19 protein-coding genes and 1 pseudogene are annotated in these 26,893 nt (G+C 37.7%); 8 read left to right on the top strand and 12 right to left on the bottom strand.

Annotated elements, in window-relative coordinates; translation table 11 throughout:
- Positions 1-949 precede the first annotated feature (949 nt).
- The 6 genes from L1275_RS08325 to L1275_RS08350 form a co-directional block, all read right to left on the bottom strand.
- On the bottom strand, positions 950-2,047 hold the full coding sequence (locus L1275_RS08325) for an efflux RND transporter periplasmic adaptor subunit (protein ID WP_253471739.1): 1,098 nt from the start codon (positions 2,045-2,047) through the stop codon (positions 950-952).
- A 67-nt stretch (positions 2,048-2,114) separates the two neighbouring features.
- The gene (locus tag L1275_RS08330; RefSeq protein ID WP_253471741.1) at positions 2,115-5,267 is read right to left on the bottom strand and encodes an efflux RND transporter permease subunit; all 3,153 of its coding nucleotides are present in this window, start codon (positions 5,265-5,267) and stop codon (positions 2,115-2,117) included.
- Positions 5,264-6,664, bottom strand: coding sequence for a TolC family protein (locus L1275_RS08335; protein ID WP_253471744.1), 1,401 nt, complete (start codon positions 6,662-6,664; stop codon positions 5,264-5,266). The genes L1275_RS08330 and L1275_RS08335 overlap by 4 nt, the downstream gene beginning before the upstream one ends.
- An 80-nt stretch (positions 6,665-6,744) precedes the next feature.
- Entirely contained in the window at positions 6,745-7,158 is a 414-nt protein-coding gene (locus L1275_RS08340) for a hypothetical protein (protein ID WP_253471745.1), read from the bottom strand.
- 98 nt (positions 7,159-7,256) lie between these two features.
- A complete protein-coding gene (locus L1275_RS08345; protein WP_253471747.1) occupies positions 7,257-8,519 on the bottom strand; it encodes an RNA polymerase sigma factor in 1,263 nt (420 codons plus the stop codon).
- Entirely contained in the window at positions 8,503-8,859 is a 357-nt protein-coding gene (locus tag L1275_RS08350) for a YciI family protein (RefSeq protein WP_253471749.1), read from the bottom strand. The genes L1275_RS08345 and L1275_RS08350 overlap by 17 nt, the downstream gene beginning before the upstream one ends.
- A gap of 139 nt (positions 8,860-8,998) precedes the next feature.
- Here L1275_RS08350 and L1275_RS08355 point away from each other — a divergent pair, with 139 nt between their 5' ends.
- The 4 genes from L1275_RS08355 to L1275_RS08370 all read left to right on the top strand — a co-directional run bounded on the left by L1275_RS08355 (position 8,999) and on the right by L1275_RS08370 (position 11,048).
- A complete protein-coding gene (locus L1275_RS08355) occupies positions 8,999-9,547 on the top strand; it encodes a HutD family protein (protein WP_253471751.1) in 549 nt (182 codons plus the stop codon).
- A 6-nt stretch (positions 9,548-9,553) separates the two neighbouring features.
- Positions 9,554-10,024: a GNAT family N-acetyltransferase gene (locus tag L1275_RS08360; protein WP_253471753.1), complete on the top strand. Its 471-nt coding sequence runs from the start codon at positions 9,554-9,556 to the stop codon at positions 10,022-10,024.
- Between the two features lie 51 nt (positions 10,025-10,075).
- On the top strand, positions 10,076-10,567 hold the full coding sequence (locus tag L1275_RS08365; RefSeq protein ID WP_253471755.1) for a 3'-5' exonuclease: 492 nt from the start codon (positions 10,076-10,078) through the stop codon (positions 10,565-10,567).
- A gap of 67 nt (positions 10,568-10,634) precedes the next feature.
- A complete protein-coding gene (locus tag L1275_RS08370; protein WP_253471757.1) occupies positions 10,635-11,048 on the top strand; it encodes an SRPBCC domain-containing protein in 414 nt (137 codons plus the stop codon).
- Between the two features lie 66 nt (positions 11,049-11,114).
- On the opposite strand, the gene L1275_RS08375 is transcribed toward L1275_RS08370, so the two are convergent.
- Positions 11,115-11,696 (bottom strand): alkylphosphonate utilization protein, encoded by a 582-nt coding sequence (locus L1275_RS08375; RefSeq protein ID WP_253471759.1) that lies wholly within the window; start codon positions 11,694-11,696, stop codon positions 11,115-11,117.
- Positions 11,697-11,930: 234 nt separating this feature from the next.
- Here L1275_RS08375 and L1275_RS08380 point away from each other — a divergent pair, with 234 nt between their 5' ends.
- Genes L1275_RS08380 through L1275_RS08390 form a run of 3 tightly spaced genes read left to right on the top strand, consistent with a single transcriptional unit; the run spans position 11,931 to position 13,933 of the window.
- Entirely contained in the window at positions 11,931-12,578 is a 648-nt protein-coding gene (locus L1275_RS08380) for an epoxyqueuosine reductase QueH (RefSeq protein WP_219294596.1), read from the top strand.
- Between the two features lie 38 nt (positions 12,579-12,616).
- On the top strand, positions 12,617-13,141 hold the full coding sequence (locus L1275_RS08385) for a class IV adenylate cyclase (protein ID WP_253471761.1): 525 nt from the start codon (positions 12,617-12,619) through the stop codon (positions 13,139-13,141).
- Between the two features lie 60 nt (positions 13,142-13,201).
- Positions 13,202-13,933 carry a YoaK family protein gene (locus tag L1275_RS08390; RefSeq protein ID WP_219294593.1) on the top strand — a complete coding sequence of 244 codons (732 nt, stop codon included), beginning with the start codon at positions 13,202-13,204 and terminating at the stop codon, positions 13,931-13,933.
- 157 nt (positions 13,934-14,090) lie between these two features.
- Here the strand turns inward: L1275_RS08390 and L1275_RS08395 are convergent.
- The 3 genes and pseudogenes from L1275_RS08395 to L1275_RS08405 all read right to left on the bottom strand — a co-directional run.
- Positions 14,091-16,988, bottom strand: a pseudogene (locus L1275_RS08395) (SbcC/MukB-like Walker B domain-containing protein); the annotation flags it as partial.
- Position 16,989: 1 nt separating this feature from the next.
- A complete protein-coding gene (locus L1275_RS08400) occupies positions 16,990-18,216 on the bottom strand; it encodes an exonuclease SbcCD subunit D (protein WP_253471765.1) in 1,227 nt (408 codons plus the stop codon).
- Positions 18,217-18,334: 118 nt separating this feature from the next.
- Positions 18,335-19,558, bottom strand: coding sequence for an MFS transporter (locus L1275_RS08405; RefSeq protein WP_253471767.1), 1,224 nt, complete (start codon positions 19,556-19,558; stop codon positions 18,335-18,337).
- Positions 19,559-19,653: 95 nt separating this feature from the next.
- On the opposite strand from L1275_RS08405, the gene L1275_RS08410 reads away from it, so the two are divergent.
- Positions 19,654-20,433: an AraC family transcriptional regulator gene (locus tag L1275_RS08410; protein ID WP_253471769.1), complete on the top strand. Its 780-nt coding sequence runs from the start codon at positions 19,654-19,656 to the stop codon at positions 20,431-20,433.
- 94 nt (positions 20,434-20,527) lie between these two features.
- Here the strand turns inward: L1275_RS08410 and L1275_RS08415 are convergent, their stop codons facing one another.
- Together L1275_RS08415 and L1275_RS08420 are read right to left on the bottom strand one after the other, a co-directional pair.
- The gene (locus tag L1275_RS08415) at positions 20,528-22,570 is read right to left on the bottom strand and encodes a dipeptidyl peptidase 3 (RefSeq protein WP_253471771.1); all 2,043 of its coding nucleotides are present in this window, start codon (positions 22,568-22,570) and stop codon (positions 20,528-20,530) included.
- Between the two features lie 310 nt (positions 22,571-22,880).
- Complete coding sequence (locus L1275_RS08420) at positions 22,881-25,988, bottom strand: S8 family serine peptidase (protein ID WP_253471773.1); 3,108 nt, start codon at positions 25,986-25,988, stop codon at positions 22,881-22,883.
- Positions 25,989-26,893: the final 905 nt, after the last annotated feature.

Genomic DNA, 26,893 nt, shown 5'->3' on the forward strand with positions numbered 1-26,893 from the left:
TTTAGATAGTTTGCGCTAATTCTTGAAATCTTGCGATTTCCTTACTCTCTCTTATTTGCTGTCAATTCAATATGTCTATGAACGTGTCTTCTTGTTTTTCGCTTGTCTCTCAAAGCGGATGCAAAACTACAACTTCTTTTTTAACTGGCAAGCTTTTTTGAAAAAATATTTTTTTTCTTTTTTTCTTGTCAATCGTTACTGTCACTGACTTCCCTTATATGTATAAACCAAATCTAAACCCGGTATCTACTTCTAATCTCTATCAGTTTATCAAAGAACTTCTGCGGTAATGCGAGTGCAAAAGTAGGCCTTTTTACCAGCATTCCTAATCTTTTGTTGTTTTATTTTGGAAGTTTTTTACGTGATTTTCTTAACACGCTAGTTACCGTAACTTTACCTCTTTTATTATTTCGGGAGTCGGGAGTCGTAATTGGTGATTCGAAGGTGATCGTTTGTGAAAAGCCAATTGTTCTAGTGATCAGTATGGTCGTGAATCGAAAATCGAAAATCGGGAGTCGAAGGTTATCGTTTATGAAAAGCCGATTGCTCTAGTGATCAGTAAACAGTAATCAGTGACTAGCACGTGAATCGAAAGTCGGGATTCGGGAGTCGAGGGTTCAAGTTTATGAAAAGCAACCTATATATGAGGAGTAAGAGATTCACACTAACCGACGATTCTCGATTTTCGACTAACGAATAACGAATAACGAATTAGCAAAGAGTGATTAGAGGATTCAAGTTTATAAAAAGTATCTATATATGAGGAGTGAGAAATTAACGATAGCCGACGAATCTCGATTTTCGACTAACGAATCACGAATTAGTAAAGAGTGACTAGAAAGTTCACAGATATGCAAATAGGCGAATGGGCAAAAAAAAACAGGTTGCTCGAATATCTCCGGCAACCTGCTCTCTGCAAAAAAAAATCAATAAAAAACTACAAAAAAATCTATTTAACAGCAGGAACTGCCATTCCCTCTTCTATTTCTTCGGTAGCCATTTTCAAAATAGCATCCCCATTAGATAAATCTCCAAAAACCTCAACCATATCCCCCATCATCCTTCCTTTGGAAACGACTTGATGTTTTGTTTTTCCGTCTTTGAGCTGAATGACATAACGGGCAACACCCCCATCTACTACAGCCATTTTAGGAACGAAAAAACTAGGCTGTAAAGCCTTTAAAGGAATCTTAGCTTCTGCAACCATCATCGCTTTTAAAAGCCCTGAACCGTTTTCGATATCCGCTTCCAACTTCTCTGAACGAAGTTTGGAATCTAATGAGCCCGATTTTCTCGATATTTTAGCTACAAATTGCATTTGCGGTACGGCTTTCACTTGGAATTTAATGCTGTCACCCAAATTCAAATAAGAAGCCTGCGCCTCGGGTACAGATAGCGATAAACGCATTTTTTTATTATCCTGAAGTACGAGTAAAGGTAAATCTGAACCTTTGCCCGACGGCCCTACATAAGAACCCAACTCCACATTACGCTGAGCAATTACTCCGTTAAAAGGCGCGCGAATGATCAGATAGTCTGCCATTACCTGAACTTCGTTATAAGCCGATTTTAAAGCGACTAATTGCGCTTGGTCAGCCGCTTTTTTAGCTATAATCTGATCTATAGCATCCTTTGCCACAGCACCCTCGGTTTCATTGGCTCGAAACAATCGATCGTAATTCGCTTTTGTTGCGATATAAATCGCCTCCTGCGCTTTCCAACGCGATAATGCCGCTGCCAATTGCGCCTGAATTTCTGGTGCCTCCAAAGTCATTAAGACCTGTCCTTTAGTCACTTTAGAACCTATATCCACCGACAAGGTTTTTACAAAACTGTTTACCTTAGCATAAATGGCCGTTTGTTTGTCTGGAATCAACTCTCCTGTCAACTGCAAAAAGGTCAAGGGGTTGGTTTTTTCTAAAATAATCGTTTCAAAATTGGGTTTCATACCCATCTCCATCTTAGGGGTTTCTACCTCTTTCTTTTCTGAATTACAGGAAATAGCAAAAAGCGACATTCCCAAAAAAGTATAATATATAATTTTCATCTTCTACCTATCTTTAAGTGATCTAAAACCGCGTTCAAACACAAATCCAAACACGGCTTTGATCACGTTATTTTAATTTTTTTTTAATGTAATAAGCACTGTCTTTATCTTCCGGGTCTAAAGAAGGTGATTGTATAGATGATTTGCCCTGTATCCATACAAACATCATCGGCAATAAAAACAACACACTAAATGAAGAGGCAAACAAACCACCAATTACCGCACGTGCTAATGGTGCCACTTGATCTCCACCTTCACCATGACCAATAGCCATTGGTAACATTCCTGCCATCATAGCCAAAGTCGTCATTAAGATTGGTCGAATACGCAGCGACGCAGCTTCTATCGCAGCATGCAAGGCCTGACCGTTTTGCATTCGCAAGGTTTCAGCATGACTGATCAACAATACCGCATTGGCAATAGAAACTCCTACAGACATAATAATCCCCATATAGGATTGTAAGTTAAGCGTTGATCCGGTTAGATTTAGCAATAATAACGATCCCAATATCACAAAAGGAACCGTAGTTAAAATAACTAAGGAAACCCTAAAAGACTGAAAATTGGCCGTTAACATTAAAAATATCACCACAATAGCCATCAGTAAACCCATGGATAAACTATCCATGACATCATCGAGTACCGGAGTCATTCCCGCAACTTGAATATTAACTCCTTTAGGCAATTCTCCTAAAGAAGCTATTGCCGCTTGAACATCTTTTTGCGCCCTTCCTAAATCGGTTTTATGAACATTGGCTGTTACAGGCGTATAAGCCATAGTCCCAAGATTATAACTCTCTCCAAAAACTTTCGTAGGAATCAAGGTTGCTACATCACCTAATACTGGTCGATCTGCATTCTTCGTCAAGGGGATTTTTAATAATTCCTCTTGGCTGTTTAACTGACTCTGTGGCGTTTGAATTTGCACATCATAAGCTATCCCCATCATGCCTTCAACCCACATATTTTTGTTGGTATATCGGGATGAAGCCGTACTAGGAACCAGGGATTTTGAAATATCCTGCACATCCACTCCCAATTGAGCTGCTCGAACACGATCAATAGCAATTTCTATTGCTGGATAGTTTAACGATTGGGGAATTTGTTGATCCCTCAGATAATCAATCTCCTTGAGTTTAGCCAATAACTTATTGGCATACATGACATTCATCTTTTTCATCATCCCAGAAAACCGAACTTCAATCGGAGTATTGGTACCTTGACTTAAAATTTTCTCGGTTAATTCAATCGGCTCAAAAGACAAATGAAGTTCAGGCAACTTTTTACTGATATGCTCCCGGATTTGATCTTTCAATATGGCTATATCCCCATCAAAGTCTTTTAAGGCAACCTGCATTAAGGCTTCATGAGGTCCTGCATTATACAGATAAACCGGACTCACCGCAAAAGAAGAAGGGTGTTGTCCAATAAAAACCGATGAAATTGCAATGTGTTCTTTACCAATTAAAGTTTCCAACTCTCTGAGGACAGCTTTTACTTTTAATTCGGTTTTTTCAATTCGCATTCCTTCAGGAGCTTTGATTCTAACCTGAAACTGACTCGAATTAGCCGTTGGCAACACATCTTTTCCTGTCCAGCTATACATCATAGCAACCGTTAGCGACACCAAGACCAAACTCAGAATCAACAAGATTTTACGATGCGGCATGATTCTATTTAAAAAAGCCGTAAATCGATCTTTTAAACGGTCAAATCGTTCGGGTTTATTGTGTTCTTCCTCCGTTTTGGCTTTCATCATCCAATTGGCCATGACCGGTACAAATGTTTGAGATAGAAGGAATGAAAACAACATCGAGAAACCAATCGCTAGAGCCAAGGGCATAAATAACGATCCCGGAATTCCCGTCATCATAAAGGCAGGAGCAAAAACCGCCAATATACACAGCAATATCAATAATTTAGGAAAAGCAATTTCTTTACAGGCATCCCAAATCGCTTCCGCTTTGGTTTTTTTCATCGCCAAATGCTGGTGAATATTTTCGATAGTCACCGTACTTTCATCCACCAATATCCCAATCGCCAAGGCTAGTCCGGATAAAGACATGATATTAATACTTTGTCCAAATAATTTTAGAAATAGTACTCCCGAAATAATCGAAATTGGAATCGTTAAAACCACTATTAATGCCGCCCTTCTATCGCGTAGAAATAGTAAAACCATCAAACCGGTCAAAATCGCACCCAAAACTCCCTCGAGAATCAAACTTTTAACCGCATTAATCACATAAACGGATTGGTCAAATTCGTAGGATATGGACACGTCTTCAGGTAGATTCTTTTGAATATCCGGTATGGATTTTTTCAATTTATTAACCACATCCCAGGTCGAGGCATTTCCCGCCTTAGCTATATTGATATACACAGAACGCTTACCGTTAATCAGTGCATAACCCGTTGTAATGTCGGCACCATCTTTTACTGTAGCGATGTCGCGAATATAAACATTGTCCACGGTACCCTTAAAAATTGGAATGTTTCCAAAATCCTCTACGTTTTTAATGGTGTTATTGGTTGGCGTCAAATAATTGATGTCGTCAATATACAGATTCCCAGATGGAGCTGTAATATTATTTCTACTGATCGCCTCAACAATCTGATCCGGAGACAATTGATGTGCTCGTAATTTATTAGGGTCAATATTGATCTCCACGGTTCTCGGACTCCCTCCAAACGGAGGCGCGGTAGTCAATCCGGGAATTTTAATCAAAAATGGACGCGCCGTAAAATTGGCAATATCCTGCAATTGATTATTCGTTTTCGAATCACTCCTAAAAACCAATTGTCCAATCGGCTGTGTAGATGAGTCAAATCGGATGATAAACGGTGGCGGCGCACCTGGTGGTAAAAATACCTGTGAACGATTCGACAACGCATTAATCTCCGCTATGGCTTGTGCCATATTGGTTCCTTCATAAAAATTAATTTTCATCAGGGTAAGTCCCTGAGAGTTCTTGGTTTCAATACTTTCTATACCACTGGTAAACAACATCATGTTTACATACATTTTTGTAAAATACCCCTCCATTTGTTGAGGCGTATATCCGTTAAAAGAGTGTGCGATATAAACTACAGGTAGGTTCATCTCCGGTAATATATCTACCTTGATTTCCTTGGTAGCTTTGATTCCGAAAAACAGCAATCCTATAACCAATACCATAATAGATATTGGCTTGCGCAATGCAAAACGTATTAGATTCATCTTTTCAGGCTTTTAGTTTCGTTCAACAATAAATCTAAATCTCCTGTAGCCGCAGCTACCATCCACAGTGCTTGCCACAGATTGTTTTGAGCTATTTCCGCATCGATTTCCGCACGATGTAACAAATAAATCGCCTGTGTCAAATCGACTATGGAACTGAGTCCGTTGGTATATAAAGCCGTATGTTGTTTGTAGGCCTTCGATGCTGCCGTAACTTGAATTTTTGATTGTTCAAAAACCTCCAATGCGTTATTCCACTGCTCTTTGGTCAGTTCTTTTTGGGCTTTAATGTTCTCAAAGGCATATTGATACTCCTCTTGAAGTGACTGCGTAATGTATTTCTGCTCTTTTACTTTTGAAGATTGGCGCAATATTGATGTTAGATTCCACGACAAATTAATTCCAACGAGGTAGTTCGTTCGATCAATACCCACACCATCGTTATAGGATTTTGAGAAAGCCGTATTATCTTGGACATAATTCCATTCAAAACCCGACCCTCGCCCTTGAACAACTCCAAATAAGGATAAGGATGGTCTTTGCAAAGCGGCAAATACTTTTTCTTGTTGTGCACTACTTTCTACCTGACTTTGTTGCCATTCCAGAACGGGATGATTTTCTATATGCCGTTCGGAATCGGATAAGTAACTCGGAGTTTGATAGACATATAAGCTGTCTAACTGAAATTGCTGATAGTTATCTCCTATCAAAACAGCTAGTGATTTTGAATATTCCAATTCCTTATCTAGTGCTTTTATTCGAGCTGCTTGCGCATGGGAAACCTCTGCCTGAGCTGTTGCATAATCTACCTCGGGTATCAAGCCGCTTTTGGCATGACTTGCAGTTACGGTTTCCATAACCAAAGCCCGTTCCACATTACGTTCTTGTACAAACTTGATGCGTTGTGCAGCGATTAAATTAAAATACGCTGCCCCTACTTTTACTTGATGTTGGAATCGCAATTGTTCCAAATCCTGTTGCATGACTTCTTGCTTGGATCGAGCTGCATTAACCTCATTTTTGATTTTTCCAAAAGTGAAAAAATTCCAGTTGATATTCGCTAAGTACAACGATCCAAAAGCGGCATTCCAATTTTGCTCCTCTAAAGGCATAGAAGACGCAGCAGATCCCAAACCACCATAACTATATAAGGGACCATTTTGTGCATTTATAGTTCCATAACTCTGCTGAGCAGCTAGCGTAAAATCCGGTAAATACGCCCGTTTGTTAAAACGAACATTTTCTTCAGAAGCATTGACAGCGGCCTCTTTCGCTTTTATTTTTTGAAAATTCAGAACGGATTGTTCCAAAGCATCAGACAAATTAAGGGTTTGCCCGTGTAGACTGACTACCGATAAACACCATAAGCTTGTCCATGCAAATAATTGCATTTTCATCATGAATAATTTAAAGATTAAACCATAGAAATTGTGTTAGCCATTCTAAAAGAAGGCTAGATTAATTCAATGGAATAAAATCAAATTCGATAAACGCAGTGGAATATATAGAGCGGATTGCTCGGAAGGGGAACAGTATAGGATTGGTAATTGAAAAACGGAACCTTTTCTTTAACAGCGATAACTTCGAAAACAGCCCCAAAGAAACGATGAGGCAAAGCATCACCTAAAAATTTAGCGCTAAAATCAAGTAGTTTTGGCAGTGCCGTTTTTACATTGAGTTTAAAGTTTTTTGCAACTTCTTTACAACAGTCTTTATCTGAACTCGACATTTCATCAGCAAGACAAAATCCGCATTTGCCTAAAACATCGCGATTGGAATCAGAAAAGGATATGTTCTGTTCCACTCCTTGGCACAAATGCGTATAAGTAGTAAAACCGGAGCATACTACTAAATACAAAATCGCCAAAAAGAAAACAGTTGCCTTTTTCAATGTTATTCAATTAGGCTACAAATTTAAAGTAATACCCTTAATCTATTTGGTTTTTAAAACGCATCAATTGGTAGTATTCGGACATCTAATTCGCCTATTTATTGATCAATCAAGTCGCTGATACGTCGCATAATAAACAACTCATCCATTTGGGTATTGGCAAAGGGTAGGGATTTATTGTAAAGGTCTATGGCTGTTTTTACATTACCTATCTTGACATAAAGATAAGCCAGACCCGTATAATAGGTAAATTCGTGATTTTTAATTTCATCTCGACTTATCTTAGCTAGCTGTTGTAAACTTTTCTTAGGCGCTCCCAAAAAACTTTCCGCTATAATACGATTAATCCGTACTATAAAATTATTCGGCTTTAGTACTTCCAGCTGCTTGTACAGTACTGCGATCTTTTGCCAATTGGTTTCTTCAAATTTAGCCGCTAGACAATGTAAAGAAACAATTAATGCTTCTATATAAAATACGTTTAAAACCTTATTAGATACATCTCTTTGTAAATAATAAATCCCCTCTTCCACATAGGTTTTATTCCATAAACTGCGATCTTGTTCTTCTAAGGTCAACCAATATCCCGCTTCGGATATACGCGCGGGAAAACGAGCGATATTCAAAAACATTAACGCTAACAAACTTCGCGCTTCAAAATGATAACTGGGATTCAACAATAAGAGTTTCGTTAATCTTATAGCCTCGAAGCACAAATCCAAATTGATTCCGTCTTTTCCTTTGGTGACTTTATACCCCTCGTTAAACATTAAATACAGGATTTCCAGTATCGGTTTATCTTGTTGAGAAATAACTTTTAACGAGTTAACCGACTTTGTAGGTTGCGATGCTCTCCACAGTGCTTTTATACGCGTTATTGCCTTTTTGACTGCTTCATCAGACATTAACAGCGCATTGGAAATTTCCGAAACTCCAAAACCGCATAGTACATGAAGGCTGATTGCAATTTGATTCTTTTGAGACAAATCCGCACGACAACAGAGCAGCAACAGTTGTAATTGGCTATCCATGATTTCTTCGTCTGTAAAATCAATCATTTCTTTACCCTCAACCCCAGCTTGCTCAACTTCGTGCGGACGTTCCCATTTTTCTGCTCTTTTAATCGCATTGAGAGTTTTGTTTTTAGCTACTTTCATCAACCATCCGCTTGGATTTTCAGGTACCCCTGAGAATCGCCACCGAAGTAGTGCAGCTTCAAAGGTATCCTGAACCGCATCTGCAATGATATCCAGATATTGCAGTCCAAAATACTTAGACAATACCCCCATCATCTTACCCGAATTTTCTCGAAAAAGATGGTGGGTTAATTTGTCTACATCCATATTATTCGTCTGATTCATCCTCGGTTTGGAATACTTCTCTAATTTCTATGGTCGCTCCAAAGTCTAAAGCCGGGCATCCTTTTCCGATTTCCGTTGCTTCCTCTAAGGAATCGGCGGCCAAAAAGTAAAATCCACTAATACACTCTTTACTCTCCACAAAGGGTCCATCGGTCTGAACTCTTTCTTTCCCCTTAATAGATACTCCTTTAGCATCTAAAGGATTCCCTCCTTTAAAACTTCCCTCTTCTATCAACTTTTCTACCCAAGTCAAGTGTTTTTCAATCTCTTCCTGCATTTCTTGAAGGGATAAACTTCCATAATTGACATTCTCGCGGATTAACAATAAAAATTCTTTCATAAGTCGGTTTTTTTTAAGTTACAGTAAACTATTAATGTCTATTTATTGAATAACAATTGACTTTCAAATTTAGGGACAAAAGAAAACAATAAAACAATTTATTTATCTTTGGTAACGATTTAAATTCCCAATGCTCGACGTGAAAATACATATTTTATCCTTAGAACAACTCAAACCCAATTTGTGGGCTGGTGGAAGTACCTATCAATATTACCTTTATCCTGCCGATAGTAGCTATGCAGAAAAAGATTTTCTATTTCGCATCAGTAGTGCAACTATAGAACAAAGTCCGTCTGTTTTTACACAATTTCAAGGATATACCCGATATCTGTCGATGTTAGACAATGCTCTAGATGTAACGATCAATGGGGTAGCGCAACACTTTGAGAAACAACAAATCTTTTTATTTGACTCTAATGACACTGTAGTTTCTACCTCATTGGGCACCGATTTTAACTGGATGGTTCATAAGTCGATAAACCAACATCATCTCGAGATTACCAAACAATCCCAACAGAGCAACAGCCCGTTTATCCTATTATTTGCTTTAGAAGCAGTTGAAATTACAATTCAAGAACAAATTTACAGTCTAGAAAAATCGAGCTGTATCGTGATTGAAAATCCAGAAAAAACTACGCTTCGTTTAAAGTTTGACAATCCGTTGATTTTTATGACGCTAACTATTTAATCATTTATGATGCCCAACCCTAGTATAATCCGTCCTTACCACCCCTGCGATCAGCCCGAATTATTGGTGTTATTTGATCTCAATATACCTCAATATTTTTCGGCTGATGAACGCGAGGATCTGATTGATTATTTAAACCATCATATCGAACGGTATTTTGTATTGGAATTGGATGGGAAAATTGCAGGTGCAGGTGGTATTAACTTTTCAAAAGACAAAACCGTGGGAAAAATCAGCTGGGACCTTTTTCATCCCGAATATCAAGGCAAGGGATTGGGAAGCCAATTAACTCAATATAGAATTGAACTGCTGAAACAACTCGACCACGTTCAAACCATCAGCGTTCGAACCTCACAAGTAGCTTATGTATTCTATCAAAAAATGGGATTTGAATTACTTGAAGTTGTTCCCGACTATTGGGCCAAAGGTTTTGATTTATATCGCATGAAATTACCGACAAATCAAACAACGAGATAATTTCACAACAAGCTTGAATACATAACTATTAATCAGAAATACCCTTTAAAAATGACCGATTTTGTCGCCATAGACTTTGAGACTGCCAACGCTAAAAGAAGCAGTATTTGTAGCCTTGGGCTTGTTATAGTTGAGAATAACATCATCACTGATCGGCTGTATAGTCTTATAAAACCAGAACCTAATTTCTATACGTCCTTTACAACCAACGTACACGGCTTAACTTTTCAGGACACCATACAATCGCCGCTGTTTTTCGACGTATGGGCACAGTTATTAGCCAAGACAAAAAATCTGCCTTTTGTTGCTCACAACAGCTCATTTGATTCGAGCTGTTTAAAAGCCATTTACGCTTCATTTGATGTGGATTATCCGAACTTTGAATTTCATTGTACACTGAAAACAGCCAGACAAAAACTTCCTCAGCTGCGCAATCATCAATTGGGCACGGTTGCCCAGTATTTTGGTTACGATTTAAAAAATCACCATCACGCCTTAGCCGATGCTGAAGCTTGCGCCGTTATAGCAACACATTTATTATAACTCAATTAGTAAAATTCTGCTCATACAAGATTGATTAACCTGATAAACTAACGATACTAAATCGATTATGAAAATAGAAACTCAAATTACCATTCATGCGACTCCGAAAAAAGTTTGGAAAATCCTGACCGATTTCGAACGTTATCCACAATGGAATCCGTTTATCAAATCCATTGAAGGAAAAGTAGCCGTTGGAAATCGCATAAAAATATCATTACCCGATATGAAATTCAATCCCCGAGTTTTAGTTTTCGAAGAAAACAAAGAATTAAAATGGTTGGGGCAACTCCTTTTTAAAGGTGTGTTTGACGGAGAGCATCGTTTTCTGCTAGAGGAATTACCCAATGGAGATACAATTTTTAAACACAGTGAAGCATTTTCTGGTATATTAGTTCCCCTATTTAAAAGCAATTTAGAAAAAAACACCACAGCCGGTTTTGAAGCGATGAATCAACAGCTAAAAATTCAAGCAGAGTCTTAAAAATAATAAAGCCTTTTTCATCTTAGAAAAAGGCTTTATTTATTCACAATGATAACAGTATTAAAATTACGATTGCTTTTTGACAAATTTGGTCAAAATCACGATAGTTTGTCCATCAACCTTTCCTTCAATTTGTTCTGTATTGTCGTGTACCAAACGGATGTTGCGCACTGCAGTTCCAATTTTGGCGTTTAGCGTTGAACCTTTCACATCCAAATCCTTAATTAAGGTTACGGTGTCTCCTCCAACTAAAATATTACCGTTGCAGTCTTTGTGTAAGTCCACTCCAGCATCTCCCTCATGATCACCCGTTGCTTTAGCCCAAGTCATCATGTCTTCATCTAAATACATCATTTCCAAAAGATCAGCTGCCCAGCTTTCATTTCTAAAACGGTTTAACATTCTCCACGCTACAACCTGTACTGCGGGAACTTCACTCCACATAGAAGACGTTAAGCAATTCCAATGTTTTGCATCGAGTTCTTCCTTTTTTTCAATCTGTGCTGTACAAGTATTACAAATATAAATTTCTCTATCTGTAACATTACCCGAAGTAGGCGGTACTTCATAAATCTGTAAGTCTCCTGTTGCGGCACATAATTCGCATTGATTTCCGCTTCTTTCCTGCAATTGCTTTTCGATTTTCATATTTTGGCTGTTATTATTGATTCGACTTGTATTAAAAGCGCAAAGATAGTTTGAATAAACAATAAATAAAAATCCATGCTGTTTTAAGCTTCAATTGCAGTTAATTTATCAAAAACACTAAGATCCTAGTCACTAAATGATGGTGCAGCTCCATATTAAAAATAACTCGGGCTATTAAATTTTCATATTCGAGCTATTTTGATTAAAATTGCAGTTGCAAATACCTCCCCAAAAATGGAAAATAAAGAGTTGATTAGAGAGACCTTGGTCTTACCGGAAAATGGAAAAAAATTATTGTTACATTCTTGCTGTGCTCCTTGTGCTGGTGAAGTAATGGAAGCATTGGTTGCCTCCGATATCGATTTTACAATTTATTTTTACAATCCCAACATACATCCGAAAAAGGAGTATGATTTGCGTAAAGAGGAAAACATTCGTTTTGCCGTTAAGCACAATATTCCCTTTATTGACGGAGATTATGATGTAGAGGATTGGTACGCACGTGCTAAAGGAATGGAACAGGAACCGGAAAAGGGTATTCGTTGCACGATGTGTTTTGATATGCGTTTTGAACGTACCGCTTTGTACGCTTTTGAAAACGGTTTTGACGTGATCAGCAGCTCTTTGGGTATCTCTCGTTGGAAAAACATGGAGCAAATCAATAAATCCGGATGTTTGGCAGCAAGCCATTATCCAGATATTACCTATTGGACCTTTAATTGGCGTAAAAAAGGCGGTGCAGGTCGAATGCTCGATATCAGCAAACAAGAAAAATTCTATATGCAAGAGTATTGCGGTTGCGCCTATTCTTTACGTGACACCAATCAATGGCGTATGGCAAACGGTAGAGAAAAGATTGTTCTTGGGAAAAATTATTACTAACACAATCACTTCTAACTTGATCTATAAAAATAGTCTGTATGCACATTCAAAATGTAGAGTTTAAAGCTCGCGTCGAAAATCTTGAAACAATAGAAGAATTGCTTTTAAGCATCCAGGCAACTTTTGTAGAGACCCAACATCAAATAGACACCTATTTCAACACTTCAACAGCAAGGTTAAAGCTGCGAGAAGCTGGCGAAAATCACAGCCTTATTCACTATGATCGCGCAAATACCGATACCGCAAAAGAGTCGGATATTATCTATTATCAACATCTGCCGAATGCCGCTTTAAAAAACATATTGACCGCACAGCTGGGAGTAAAGGTAATCATAGATAAAGTAAGAACGATGTACGCCATCGACAATGTGCGCTTCCACTTGGATATCGTACAGCAACTTGGCACTTTTGTGGAAGTAGAAGCAATGAATGAAGGACAAAACCATACAACGCAAAGTTTAAAAGAACAATGTGATTTCTATTTTCGCACTTTTAAATTGCAACCAAAAAATCTTATTGATCGTTCTTATAGTGATTTGCTATTGGATCAAAACGCGGACTAGATTATTTTTTATTTGTTGGTCTTATAGTATCTTTACTATAAAATCAATCATTTCTAACCCATGCTTAGTTCTACAGGAGACAATCGAACGTTTAAACACAACCTATTATTAGCGGTCTTTTTTGCTTTTGTTGCCGGGATTATCAATGTATTTGGATTTTCTGAATTGGCAACCTTTACTACAAACCTAACCGGGCATGTTGGTGAATTGGCCATCGCTATAGAAAACCAATCTCCAAATTCTCAACTCTTAAAGATAATCAGCTGGATTGGGTGCTTTGCTTTGGGTTCTTTTATCGCTTCGCTTTGTACGAATCTTTTTACCGGAACGCGAATCAAATTTTCTTATGTACTGCCCATAATATTAGAGATTGGTTTCCTTACAAGCTGCCTTTATCTACAGAGAAATTACAAGCTCGATGAAATCATCGACCTTGAAATCTTATTGTTATTCACAGCAATGGGACTGCAAAACGGGATTGTATCGATGGTTAGCGGAAATGTCGTACGAACCACCCACTTAACAGGTATGGTAACCGATTTTGGAATCGGACTCGGGGAAATCATTATGAAAAAGAAAAGCGAACGAAAGTCTAAAATTCGAAAAATTCAACTGACCATATCGATTATCTTTTCTTTTGCTTCGGGTGCCATTTTATGTGCTTTTTTAATCGGATACGCCCACCATCAAGTGCTACTGATTCCAATACTATTGCTTTTGATTTTATTATTCTACGATTACAAAATACTAGAGAAAAGTTTAGATATGATTCGAGAACGCTTACACGTTTAGTATGGTAAATTAAAATTCGTTAATTAACCACTACATAACTGCCTTTTTCTTCATTTTTGTAAATTGATATCGAACTTGGGATACGCTCTTGAAGTTCTTCTACATGCGAGATAATACCCACTACTCTATTTTCCTTATGCAAATACTGCAAGGTTTCAAATACAGTATTGATACTCTCCGCATCTTGAGTACCAAAACCTTCATCGATAAAAAAGAAATTTTTATCGGCTTTATTTAAAGATTGAATACTCTCCGCCAAGGCCAAGGCCAAACATAAAGAAGCCTGAAAACCTTGTCCTCCCGATAGTGTTTTTACCGAACGCGCATAACCGTTATTCAGATAATCCAGCACTTCAAATTCATTGTTTTCATTTAACTTTAAACTCAATTGATTTCGAGTGAGACGGTGAAAGCGCACATTGGCAATATCGCATAGATTTTGCAGGTAAATACTCGATACATAATTGACAAAACCACTGGCTTTAAACAAGTTGGTCATGGTGGTTAAATTCAAAGCTCTTTGCTCCAAAGCATTGGCCTGTGCAATCAATTCTTTTTTCTTTTCCAAAGCCGATTGCACTCGAAGGAGTTCTTGCTCCAAAGCGCTAACTTTCCCTACTGCTAGCTCCACTTCGATTTGCAATTGACGGTATTGTTGTTCTTTTGCCTCAAATAAATGCTGGTCAAAATTTAATCCGGCTGTTTGCAATTTCAATTCTGTTATGATTTGCTTGGTATTTTGCAATAGAAATTGAAATTGATTGATGCGTTGGCGTTCTTGTTCCAGATTCCAATTTTTAGCTAAGATTCGGTGTACCTCATCCCTATTTTTAAACTGTAGACGCTCTAAGGCTTCTTCTACATTTACTTTTAAAAGCTCGCGATTCTTACGAATAAACTCGAGCTGATTTTCTATGGTTTCCAAAATTCCGACCTTGGTAGCTAACTGCGGCTTGAGCTCTTGTATTTTCTCCATCGCTCGTTTATAACTTTTTTCGATCAAGTCATTTTCCGCGGCCAATGCATTTTTCTGCAACATAACAGCTTCCACATCAACCGTTTCGTAATCTTTTAGGTCTAAAGATTTGATCTGTTCTTTTAACTGATTGTATTGGCCAACCAAACCCGAGATCTCCATCTCTATAACAGCCATTTTTTTATGAGCCTTTTGAGTAAGTTCTTGTTGCATGACAAGTTTGTCACGAAACGTTTTGATGGTCTGCTCTAAGGTGTGAAGCTCTACTTCCAATGCTTTAGCGCGCTGCTTCTTACTTTCAAATAATTCGCGATTGTCCGTACTAAACTCCTTCCAAATAAAAGAACTTAAATGTTCGGTAATTTGAATTTCTAACGCTTTCTTATCTTTTGCTAAGCGCTCGGCTTGTACAATTAAAAAGTCGTAGATTGAGGAAGCCTTTTGAAGTAGTACTTGTTGTTTTTGCACTTCTGTATGCTCCTTCTCTAATGTACTTTTTCGGTGTTGAGCTAAAGTCAATTGTTCCGTAGCATCTGCTTGATGACTGATTTGAGGATGTTCTAAAGACCCGCATAAAGGGCAAGCCTCACCATCTTGTAAATCACTGGCATAACGACTCAATTCTGTTGCTACAGTCCATTCTGTTATCAATTGATTTTGCTGTGTAATTTGTTGAAGCAATTGATCCGTTTTACCTGCATACACCGTAATCCAAGTAGCTGGTTCAACCTTTAAACCCTCAAATTCTTTTAAGGTGTTTTCGCATTCGCGCGTATTTTCGATCTGCTTCTTCGCTACATCCTCCAATTGTTTTGTCAAAAAAACTTGGGTTTGATACCAATTGCCTATGGCTATCCATTGAGACGCATCGATGCGTTCCGATTTTAGGTTTTCTAATATTGTCTCACTTTCTTGAATTTGCTTTTTAATAGCCGTTTCTACCCTTTCTTGTTCCACAACAAAAGCAGCGCCCTTGTCCAGAGCCTCTCGTTGAGTAAGTAGGCGCAACTCCAATTCTTTAAGCGTTTCTAAATAACCCAAGTCTATAACCTTTTGTTTTTGGCTATCCAATTGTTCAAATGCCGTTTGCCACTTTAGCAATTGCTGATTCTGAGCTTTGATTTCACGGCTCAACTGCAATTTATCAGCTAATACATTTTGCTGACTTTTAATTTGCTGTTGTTCTTCATTCTCTAAAGCAACTTCTCTATTAATCAGCTCTTTAAAAGCCTTTTCAACAGTTTCAAACTCCAAAATATCAGCTTGGAGTTTGTCGATAATTATTTTCTGCTGTTCTAATTCCTTCAATTCCAATTCCCTCTTGCGCAAGGCTTCTAATTTAAGCTGCGCCTCTTGTAAGGATTTCCATTCCGCCTCCACCTGTACAAAATCGTTTTTTAGCAAGGTCAATTGTTGTTGTGTAGACGTTAGGTCGTTTTGCTGTTGCTGAACACGTTCAATAGAAATCGATTCAAAACCCGATAGTACCCCTTTGAGGTTTTCTATTTTTAAATTATTGTCGCGTTGGAGATTGGAAACCTGTGGACTTAAATCAAATCGCTCCAAATTAAAAATCTCCTTCATCATCTTCGAACGATCGGCTCCTTTTAATTCCAAAAACTCCTTGAATTTACCCTGTGGGATGATGATGGTTCTACGAAAGTTCTCGTAAGTCAATCCCAATACCAAAGTGGCATCGGCAGATTCCATCGGAATCCATGCCTCATTTTTCCATTCATAGGCCAAACGTTCCATCGGAGTGGTTTCTTCAAACTTCTTTTTTCGTTTCCACGACACGGTAAATTTGAATTTACGCTCTTCAAAATTGGTAAAATCAAACTCGATATAAACCTTATCCGATTTTAAATTCAACATATTATATCCGCGACTGTCTCGGCTATTTAAGCGTTCGGTTTCGCCATATAGGGCTAAACTGATCGCTTCCAATATCGATGATTTACCAGAACCTACACCTCCAAAAATCCCAAACAAGCCCGACTGGGTCAAGTTCGTAAAATCTATGGTTTGCTTGGATTGATAAGAGTACAATCCCTCAATAGTCAGTTGAATCGGTAACATATTATATTTCTTTTTGTTGTCCGCTTATCTCTCGGAACAAATTCAATAATTCTTCGTTGAGTTCTTGCTTGTATTTAGACGTAAAGTAATCGACGAACAAGCCTTCTCTATTCTGTTCCAAATTAATGGACACCTTGGCATCGCTATCCTCCTTTATTTTGGTCAATATTGGGATAATATGTATAATACCATCGTGGCTATCGTAGAGTCGTTTTAGATCTGTGGTGGTGATAAACGTATCACTAACTATAGTCAATTCTACCAAAGCATAAGGATTTTCTAACAACCACGCTACAGCCAAATCAATCTGCTCAAATTTTTTCCGAAACAAAGGTCTCCCAGCTGTCAATGCAACAGGTTGATAGGAAACCGGTGCGCCGGGTTCTGCCTCGATAATCACCACTTGTTTCTGTTGCCCTGCTTCAGCAAAAGAATAACACAATGGGCTACTCGAATAAACAACGGGATTTCGATTTCCACCAATATTTTGATATCGGTGTAAATGACCTAAAGCGGTATATTGAATTTGAGTTGGAATACTATCGGAATAGATCAAATCTGCATTACCGACCTTTAGAGGCTTTTCACCATCGGGTTCCTCTAAGATTTCACCACCGCGTTTTAACATATAAAGATGGGTGGTTAATATATTAACACCATGATCATCACAATAGCGATCGGCCAAAGCGGTCCAACTGTCATGAAGTACTTTATTCATCTCCGCCTCTTTGTCCGCTGTGCCCAAATAGGTTTTTAAACGCAATTCATTAGCATAGGGCGTCGTAATCACGCGAAGTGGTATAGCTGAATGTGGCAGTGCGATTTCCAAAAAGCCGCGGTCGGTTTTTGTAATAGTAAATCCACCTTCAATTTTGATAGGACGCAAAGTAGCTTGCGGATAACCAACAAATATAATCCCACACTCTAAAGCCAAAGCATCCGGTGCATCGATACGATCTGGGCTATCGTGATTTCCGGCTATAGCAATTACCGGGCGTTGACCATTATTAGTCAATCGCTTTAAAGTTTTATATAACAACTCCACAGCCTCGACAGCCGGGTTAAATACATCAAATAAATCCCCTGCAACAATTACAGCATCAACTTGTTGCTCATCTGCAATCGAACATATTTCCTGCAATACCAGTTTCTGCTCGTCGATTCGAGAAAAAAAATCCAACCTCTTTCCCAAGTGCCAGTCTGCAGTATGAAGTATTTTTATAGCCATTATCTCCTTTTATCTTACAAATATAGGTTTTTTAGTTTGTTTGCCTAGCTGAAGATTCGTCCATTCATCGATATTTGAGAGTCGTTGTTCGTTGTTCGATACAAATTAAGAGTTACGATTAAATCGTGCGTTCTTTACCGGCAATAATTCCAAATACCAACAGCGATAAAGAAGCGATTAATAAGAGCACTAACGCATAACTCCAGTCTTGGGTATAATCATAAATCATACCGAATAAGGGAGGTCCACAACCCGCTATCAAATATCCAATAGACTGTGCCATACCCGACATCTCAGCGGCATCTTTCCCATTTTTAGTGCGCAATACAAAAAACATCATGGCTAAACTAAATGCCAATCCGCTGGCTATACCAATGCTAATACACCATAAAACGATAAAATCTGTTTTAAAAAGAATCATTCCCAAAATACCTATTGCCATCAGCAAAGCGGTAATCCAAACCAACGGCACTTGGCTTTTCATTTTGCTTGCGATGATGGGTCCGATAAAGGCTAAAGGCAATTGGGCAAACTGTATCGTTGATAACATCCAACCGGAATCTACAGCAGACATGCCCCAGCTTTGCAATACCTTGGGAAACCAAGCTGCCGCACAATAGAAAACCAACGACTGTATACCCATAAACAAGGCAATACTCCAAGCCAATTTAGAGCGATACATTGGTATTGTCACCGACGATTCCACCTCAGCAGGCTGTTGATGCCTAGTGGTGCGTCTATGTCTTTTGAGCTGCGGTAACCAAAACACTAAAGCCAATGCCGCCAAAAATATCCATACTCCAAGAGATCCTCTCCATCCTTGTCCTGTAATTTGTCCAATTTGAATACTAAATCCAGCAGCTAAAGCTGCTGTCAAATTCATCGACACAGCATATAATCCAGTCATTAAACCAATGCTATGACCAAAATTGTTTTTTATAAAAGCCGGCATCAAAACATTTCCGATAGTTATTCCAATCCCCACCAAGGCCGCTCCTAAAAACAAACTAGCTGTACCGTCTATCGGTCTGATAAACAAGCCAAGCATCAAAATCACTAGTGAAACTAATAAGGTCGTTTCCATTCCAAATCTATTTGATATTCTCGGTGCAAAACCCGAAAGGGTAGCAAAAGCAATCAAGGGTATCGTAGTGACCATACCCGCCAAAAAGTTTGATAATTTTAAACTGTAACTGATTTCTGAGATTACCGGACCCACCGAAGTTAGCGGTGCGCGTAAATTGGCGGCAATCAACATGATTCCAACTATCATTAAAATGGTAGCTCCCTTGGAAGCTGCACTTTCATCTTCCGTTTTCACTGAAATTGCTTTCTTTTTCATTGTTTTGACGACTTAAAAATTCTTTATTGCAAAATTAATGTTGTAATTTTATTTAATAATGACAACCTTTATACTTAAAACGACAAATTCAAATTATGGTAACAGAAGATTCTTTAGTTATCCTAGAACGTTTGACCAAGAAGAGTTTTGTTTTACATCAAAATCACTGGGTCTTTCCAGATACTTTTCACGATCATCCCAAAGGGCAATTGATTTTTGTTGAGGAGGGGTTTCAATATTTACACCTCGAAGATCAGGTGTATTTATTACCTCAGAATCACGCGGCTTGGATTCCATCAAGTTTACCGCATAAGAGTTCTTCTACCGCCACCAACGTGTATTTGCGCACCTTGTTTTACGATTGTGAATTAACCGACGATTTTTACAATCACTTACAAATATTTAGCGTACCGCAAGTGTTGCGAGAGATGATTTTATACACCGAAAAATGGTCGATGAATACCGCTGTAAATCAGGCAGAGGAATCGTTTTTATCGGCTATCTTATCGGAACTGCCATCCTTTGCAAAGAATTCTTTGACGCTGAGTATACCGTTATCATCGAACGAGAATATCTTGGGAGTGGTTCGCTATTTATATCAATACTACCAACAAACGGTTTCCATAGATGATTTGGCAAATGATTTACACTTTTCTACCCGAACACTTGAACGCTTATTTAAAAAAGAGACTGGGCTTACCATGGCTAAATACCTTCAATTGATTCGCTGTATCAAAGCGGTGGAACTGCTGAGTAATACCTCTTTGACAGTTAGTGAGATTGCGTATCAAGTTGGTTATAAAAGCGTGCAGTCTTTCAGTAATAGCTTTTATAATTTATTGGGTCAGCGACCGCATGAATTTTTAAAAAAATAAAAACGCTTAGTGCTTCAAAATCCAACTCTATTAACAGCAAAAAAAAGCGCCTTATCAAATGAATGATAAGGCGCTTTTCGTATCTATTGTTAATCTAGTTGTTCAAAGGTAAAAAACCGTAGTTTTTAGAATAGTACAACATTTGTTCTGCAAAAGTTTTTGGGTATTCTATTTCAAAAGAAGTGATTTCACCTTTATCATTGGTTTTAGGAACAATCACTGGGTTTACAAATCCTCTATATGGAGCTGATTTGAATTGAGCGTTTCTTGCCAACACTTCTTTGTGAATGGCTTGATCTACTTTTACACCGTAGTTTTCAACCAAATTTTGAGCCGCTTTATAATCTCCTTCCGATTTGATTCTTTGAGTTTCTTTTAGTAACTCTCCGAACAAATCGTGTAGTTTTTCATAATTGGTAATGTTGAAATAGGTTTTTCCATCGCGCACGATTTTTTCGATAACGTTATCTTTTTTCCCTTTTTCATATACCCAAGCACTTACCCACTGACGGTTTCTCATATGTGCCTCTTCGATGTCTGCTCCCAGATCTAAACGCACTAATTGCGTCATCAATCCATTACGGATATAACCATCATAAGCAGCCATTCCCATTTCTTTCCAATTGTCTACCAATCCCATTTCTTGTAATTTAGGATTGTATAAATAATAAAGCCCTACTAAATCCGCTCTACCTTCTTCTAAGGTCGAAGCATAACTTTTAAGTGTCTCTTTTGGCGTTCCCACACCTGGATTAATTTGTCCAGAAGCATGTCCTACTACTTCATGTAGTGCTGTATGCATTTTATCTGCAATTTCGCCATACTTTTCCTCTAAACGTACTTCCTCTTCATCGTGTGCAAACTCTTTTAAACGATCAGATCCACCGGCATGATTGTAAGCATCGATAATATTTCCTAATGAAATTGATTTAGAACCGTGTTCTGCACGAATCCAATCTGCATTAGGTAAGTTTACTCCGATAGGGGTGCTCGGTGAAGCGTCGCCCGATTCCGAAGCTACTATTACGGTTTTGTAGGAAACTCCTACTACATTTTTCTTTTTATGAGCCGGTAATAAAGGTGAATTATCTTCAAACCATTGTGCGTTTTTAGAGATTACCTCCATTTTAGCCGACATATCAAAGTCTTTGATTTGTACAACGCTTTCATAAGATCCTCTATGTCCTAATGGGTCAGCATACACCTCGATAAAACCGTTGTTGTAATCGATATTACCTTCAGTTGCTTGAACCCAAGCTACATTATACTCATCCCAAGTTTTTAAATCACCCGTTTGATAGTAGCGGATTAAAAGAGCTAAGGCATCGGCTTGTTTTTGATTTTCTGCTACGGTTTTTGCTTTTTCTAACCAATAGATGATTTTATCGATAGCATCTCCATACATACCACCACTTTTCCATACTTTTTCCATCAATTGTCCATTCGCATCGCGAACCAATTTGGAGTTTAATCCTGTAGAAAGTGGACGTAAGGGATCTGCTGGTTTCATTTTATTATAAAACGCCTCGACCTCAGCTTCCGTGATTCCTTCACCATAGAAATTAACTGCAGATCCTTTTAAAAGTCCTTTAGATAAATCTAAATTGACCTTTTTCGTGTCTTGATTATTAAACAAAATATCCACCACTTCTGGAGCTAATTCTGCTTTAGTGGTACTCATTAATTCTTTGAAATAAACTTCAGAAAACTCCGGTTTAATCTTTTCATTGGAATAATGATGATGTATACCGTTTGAAAACCAAACTCGTTTGGTATATGTTTCAAAATTCTGCCAATCGCTAGTTGTTTTATCTCCTTGATAATTCACATAAATGTGTTCCAAGGCTTTTCTAATCTTTAAATTGTGTTTGTAATTCTGATCCCAGATAATATCACGTCCTGCCATTCCAGCTTGACTTAAATAATATACTAAGGTTTGTTCCTTAAGAGTTAGATTTTCCCAACCCGGTACTTGATACTTTAAAACTTCAATATCCGCAAACTGATCAATACTAAATTCAAAATTCTCAGTTCCTGCTTTTGACTCTTCATTTCCTGTTCCCTCTGTTTTTGCTTTGTTACAAGCCAAAAACATCGATGAAGCTAAAACTACACAAGCAATGGTGTTTAATCTCATAATTATTATTTTAAACGGATTGGTGATACGTTTTTAATGGTCATTAGATCGCTCTTATGCCCCTTGTCTCAAACGTATTTTACATTATTTTAATTCTACTTCAACAAATATAGAAAATATAGAAATAAAACCGCTTTTAAATTATATAATTAAAAAATACTCCAGTCATAATCCCATTTGTGGTAGTTTAATTCACCTTCTTTTTTTATATCAAAAAAGAAAGCCGTTTAAAAACGGCTTTCCGGTACTCTTTTTAAATAAATCTATGATGAAATATAATCTACTAACCCTGTTTTTCTAACAGCTCGTTTTAGTCGATTAATACATTTTTAACTTCCATCATTTCCCCATCGCAATACAAGACTAACTTATACAAACCTCTTTGCCAATGCGACACATCGACGACTACCGAACTCTCTGACACATGCAGTGGTACGCTAATAGCGTTACCTACAGCTCCATAAATCGGTACAAATTCAAGTTTAGCACTTTTTCTTTTATTGATTTGATAATTCACTTGTAACGAAGTTTTGGCTGGGTTCGGAAAGATTTCTTTTAGTAAACTGTTTTTTAGGTTCACGGAAACCTCATCATAATCTGCATTTCCCTCATCATCAGTTATTACCTCTAAAGTCCATGTAGTGTTTTCGATAACGTTTACTGTAAAACTCAGGCCTTCATGAACTAAATTTCCAGTGGAATCGTACCAATTGTAGGTTGCTGGCTCTCCGACATCTTTAGCGTTTAGCGTTATAATATCTCCTATATCGGCCAAATGATCTGGCCCGGCATCAGCACTTACAAACTGCGACTTCTGGGGTTTACGAACGACAAAAGACGTTCCTCCAATCAACTTTTGATTTGTGTTGAGAACTTGATCGACATGAAGCACATTTTGCCCCATTTTTAAAGGATTATTATTCATCAATTCGAAGTTCATATTAACCACACCTCTTTCAAAAGGTTTTAAAATTATATTATTGAGTCGAGCACCATTATTAAGCAGTTGCACGGTATTTTTCTGATTACCCGCTTTGATGCCGTTACTTTTACTTCCGCCGAGCACCCACGCATTATATAATGAAGGGCTTAATTGTACGGTAATATCAACCGTCTTTAATAATTCTGAATCTTTAATTTGCTCATTAGAGAAGAGTCGAAGGTCAAAAGCTTCTATTTTTTGCAAAGGATTTTCAACTATAAAAGCACCGCTGTCTTTCTTTTTATTAAAAAGACCTATAACAGTCAAATTCTTCCAAGCAATATTATTGTTGTTTCTAACATTGTCTTCTAGGTAGAATTGTTCTGGTGTAGTCATGCGATCCTCGTTGGAAATAATTCGTGCCAACAGACAGAAATGCCACGGTTGGTTCGTGATGCCTACAAAATCACTAGGATTTGGCACCTTCCACTCAAACTTAACAATCGTTTCAGCACCGGGTTGTAAGATCGGTATTTGTTGTGTGGCTAAGACCCCACCCAACGGAATATTGTTGTGTTTTATAGTACCATTCCAATAATCCGGCCACATTAAAGAGGTAGCCGCTTTTGCCCAATGCAACCTCACAGAGTCTTTGACCGTTGATGCTACTGTACTTCTGTTTTTTACACGAACATATATATAGCTGTATTGGGTTGGATTATAGACAGGATTTTGATGACGTAATCCACCATCATCTTTATTACGTACCCAAATATCTGGACTTCGATAGAACACGGAGGTCGTATTAATATCAGGCTCATTTCCTATATCCTTGGGAGAATTGCGTATAAACAAATCAAGAGTTTGGTTTTCTTTTATTGCTTTAATAACCGCACTTTTGGCATCTACTAAACCATAACCCATCTCAAAATTCCAGCTACCGTTCGCTCGGTCTACAACCGTATTATATTGGTATAAATCCGTTCTGACTTTTCGAGTAGTACTTTCAATGATATCGCGTACTTCTTTTCCGGTTAAATTCGGATTTGCCGATACCACTAAAGCAGCTACTCCCGCAACAAAGGGACAGGCGGAGGAAGTTCCATTAAAATGTTCTATATAATCACCCGGTCCGTATCCGTTTTGACCTTGTCGGTCTGTGGTAGCAATTTTCACTCCGGGTGCTACAACATCCAGTGTTGGTCCGTAGCAGCTTCCCCACCAAGTTTCCTGTTCACAGGAAGTTGGAGATTTACGCTCGCCACAAGGACTCATCGCTCCTACAACTAAAATTTCAGGAAAATAATTTCCCGGATAACGCACATTGGTGTTATTCTCATTACCTGCCGCAAAAACAACAATACACCCCTTTCCTTGACGTCCCAAGGTTAGTGCATCGCTTATGGCATCGGTAATAATATTGGATGGAGCATATCCGCCCCAAGAATTGCTAATCACATCGATTCCATTTTGCCATGCCCACGAAAATCCGTTGGCCAACATCATCGGCGTATCGGAAAAGAGCAAATTAATACTTATTGAAATCAAACTTGCCTCAGGAGCAACACCACTTATTCCGATGTTGTTGTTTTGAACAGCTCCAATTATACCAGCACACGGTGTTCCGTGACTTCCCCGAACTTGCGACGGAGATGTTGCTGTCGTAGCATCATAGCCTACTCCGTATACATTGGGTTGTAAATCGGGATGATTCATTTCAAATCCATGATCAAAAATAGCGACTTTTGCATTTGCGCCCTTAGTGATAGCCCAGGCATCTTCAACGTTGATATCAATTCCCGGTATACCACCGTATTGACCCGTATTTTTTACTCCCCACTGTTTGGGATAAAGTGGATCGTTAGTCAATTGAAGATTGTGGTAAATAAACGCGGGTTCAGCACTTTCAAATAAATGGGTTTCCTGAAAGTAATTTGCCCATTCCAAAGTATTCTTTCTCGATTGCTCTGGCAGCTGCAGTGCATAATACAACGGCATATAGATATTGTTACCCACTATTTGCACTCCAGCCTTATTTGCTATTTCTTTTAATACATCTAAATCTTTAACCTCCCTTAACTTGACATAAAAAATATTAGAAACGCCTAAAACTCCACCTTCTTTGGTTTTGTAAGTTGGAAATGCATTGACAACTCCTTCCCATTGGTTATACTGTTTTATGAAATCTAAATACTCTGGTAATGATCTATCTTCTAAGAATTCAATTTCATAGTAATAAAGAGGTTCTTGCGCTGATTCTCCTGTACTATTTTTCAAATTATTGAGACTATTTGTAGTGTAGTCCTGCGATACATCGGAAAACTTAACTTTATCGATTTTAAAATCCGTGGATCTATCGCTCGTATTCATGGACACCCTTTTTAGATCGAGTTCCAAGTAGACCTTTTCACCTTTATAATAATAAAAGTGCTCTTGTGCTTCTGTAGTTATCCCTAAAAACAAAAACACGACTAAGAAAAATAATTTCTGCATCATAATTTTAGATTTTTATTAATAAATTCTTAACCTGTATATCAGGCTAATCAACATCAAGACACCATCTCATTGCATTTAAATATAATTATAAAAACACATTTAAAAACAAAATAACCAACACTTTAACAGTAATATTGAAAAAATAACACATATAACACACCGCCATAAACAAAATTACCATTTAAAAGATAGGGTAGTAAATGGTATCAAACCATCAATTATAGAAAATTCATCAGCTAAAAAACGCGATTATATTGATATTCGTTGTACCGTGAAAAGAGATTGTTTTATCGCTTTAAATCAAAAAATCTATAAAAAAATAAAAGCCGTTATAAAAACGGCTTTACTATAAGAGAATTATTGTTCTTTAAAATCAAATCACTCTAAAAATAATGGGTTTATCAGTTTTTGGAATCTTAACAATATGATACGGTAATGAAGGGGCTGTTGCAAGACCTACTTTATTTAAACGATCAATGGTAACTTCTAGTGTGGAATTGAATTCAGTAACATCAATTGTACAGCCTTTATCAGTACGTGGCTGATCAAATACTGCATGCCGTTATTCCCAACAACAGCCATGCTCCTAAAAATAGTTTTTTCATAATTAAATTTACAGTATATGGTCAATAAAATTCTAAAGTTGTACTCTCGTATACCCTCCAAATAATATTATTTGTTAGAATATGTAGAAACCCTTATTTCATTATCAAATAGAATTAAGTTTCTAGTAGTTTTAAAAAACCTACTATGTCATTTAGAAACATTACACTTACTTACAACATCTTAGTTATCAACACAAAAAAGAGCCGTTTATCGTGATAAAAATATAAAAAAAAACATTTGAAAAACAGCTCCTTGTTATTTTAACACAATTGAAGCAAGCACGTATATCACTATTAATA

The sequence above is a fragment of the Flavobacterium sp. HSC-61S13 genome (genome assembly GCF_024171535.1).
Taxonomy (GTDB): Bacteria; Bacteroidota; Bacteroidia; order Flavobacteriales; family Flavobacteriaceae; genus Flavobacterium.

Excerpts from the sequence above, each read along its gene's own strand:
- L1275_RS08380 (WP_219294596.1), top strand. The coding sequence starts at position 11,931 with ATGGAAAATAAAGAGTTGATTAGAGAGACCTTGGTCTTACCGGAAAAT.
- L1275_RS08400 (WP_253471765.1), bottom strand. The coding sequence starts at position 18,216 with ATGGCTATAAAAATACTTCATACTGCAGACTGGCACTTGGGAAAGAGG.
- L1275_RS08330 (WP_253471741.1), bottom strand. The coding sequence starts at position 5,267 with ATGAATCTAATACGTTTTGCATTGCGCAAGCCAATATCTATTATGGTA.
- L1275_RS08375 (WP_253471759.1), bottom strand. The coding sequence starts at position 11,696 with ATGAAAATCGAAAAGCAATTGCAGGAAAGAAGCGGAAATCAATGCGAA.
- L1275_RS08335 (WP_253471744.1), bottom strand. The coding sequence starts at position 6,664 with ATGAAAATGCAATTATTTGCATGGACAAGCTTATGGTGTTTATCGGTA.
- L1275_RS08370 (WP_253471757.1), top strand. The coding sequence starts at position 10,635 with ATGAAAATAGAAACTCAAATTACCATTCATGCGACTCCGAAAAAAGTT.
- L1275_RS08405 (WP_253471767.1), bottom strand. The coding sequence starts at position 19,558 with ATGAAAAAGAAAGCAATTTCAGTGAAAACGGAAGATGAAAGTGCAGCT.
- L1275_RS08390 (WP_219294593.1), top strand. The coding sequence starts at position 13,202 with ATGCTTAGTTCTACAGGAGACAATCGAACGTTTAAACACAACCTATTA.
- L1275_RS08365 (WP_253471755.1), top strand. The coding sequence starts at position 10,076 with ATGACCGATTTTGTCGCCATAGACTTTGAGACTGCCAACGCTAAAAGA.
- L1275_RS08325 (WP_253471739.1), bottom strand. The coding sequence starts at position 2,047 with ATGAAAATTATATATTATACTTTTTTGGGAATGTCGCTTTTTGCTATT.
- L1275_RS08385 (WP_253471761.1), top strand. The coding sequence starts at position 12,617 with ATGCACATTCAAAATGTAGAGTTTAAAGCTCGCGTCGAAAATCTTGAA.
- L1275_RS08360 (WP_253471753.1), top strand. The coding sequence starts at position 9,554 with ATGATGCCCAACCCTAGTATAATCCGTCCTTACCACCCCTGCGATCAG.
- L1275_RS08415 (WP_253471771.1), bottom strand. The coding sequence starts at position 22,570 with ATGAGATTAAACACCATTGCTTGTGTAGTTTTAGCTTCATCGATGTTT.
- L1275_RS08420 (WP_253471773.1), bottom strand. The coding sequence starts at position 25,988 with ATGATGCAGAAATTATTTTTCTTAGTCGTGTTTTTGTTTTTAGGGATA.
- L1275_RS08345 (WP_253471747.1), bottom strand. The coding sequence starts at position 8,519 with ATGAATCAGACGAATAATATGGATGTAGACAAATTAACCCACCATCTT.
- L1275_RS08350 (WP_253471749.1), bottom strand. The coding sequence starts at position 8,859 with ATGAAAGAATTTTTATTGTTAATCCGCGAGAATGTCAATTATGGAAGT.
- L1275_RS08410 (WP_253471769.1), top strand. The coding sequence starts at position 19,654 with ATGGTAACAGAAGATTCTTTAGTTATCCTAGAACGTTTGACCAAGAAG.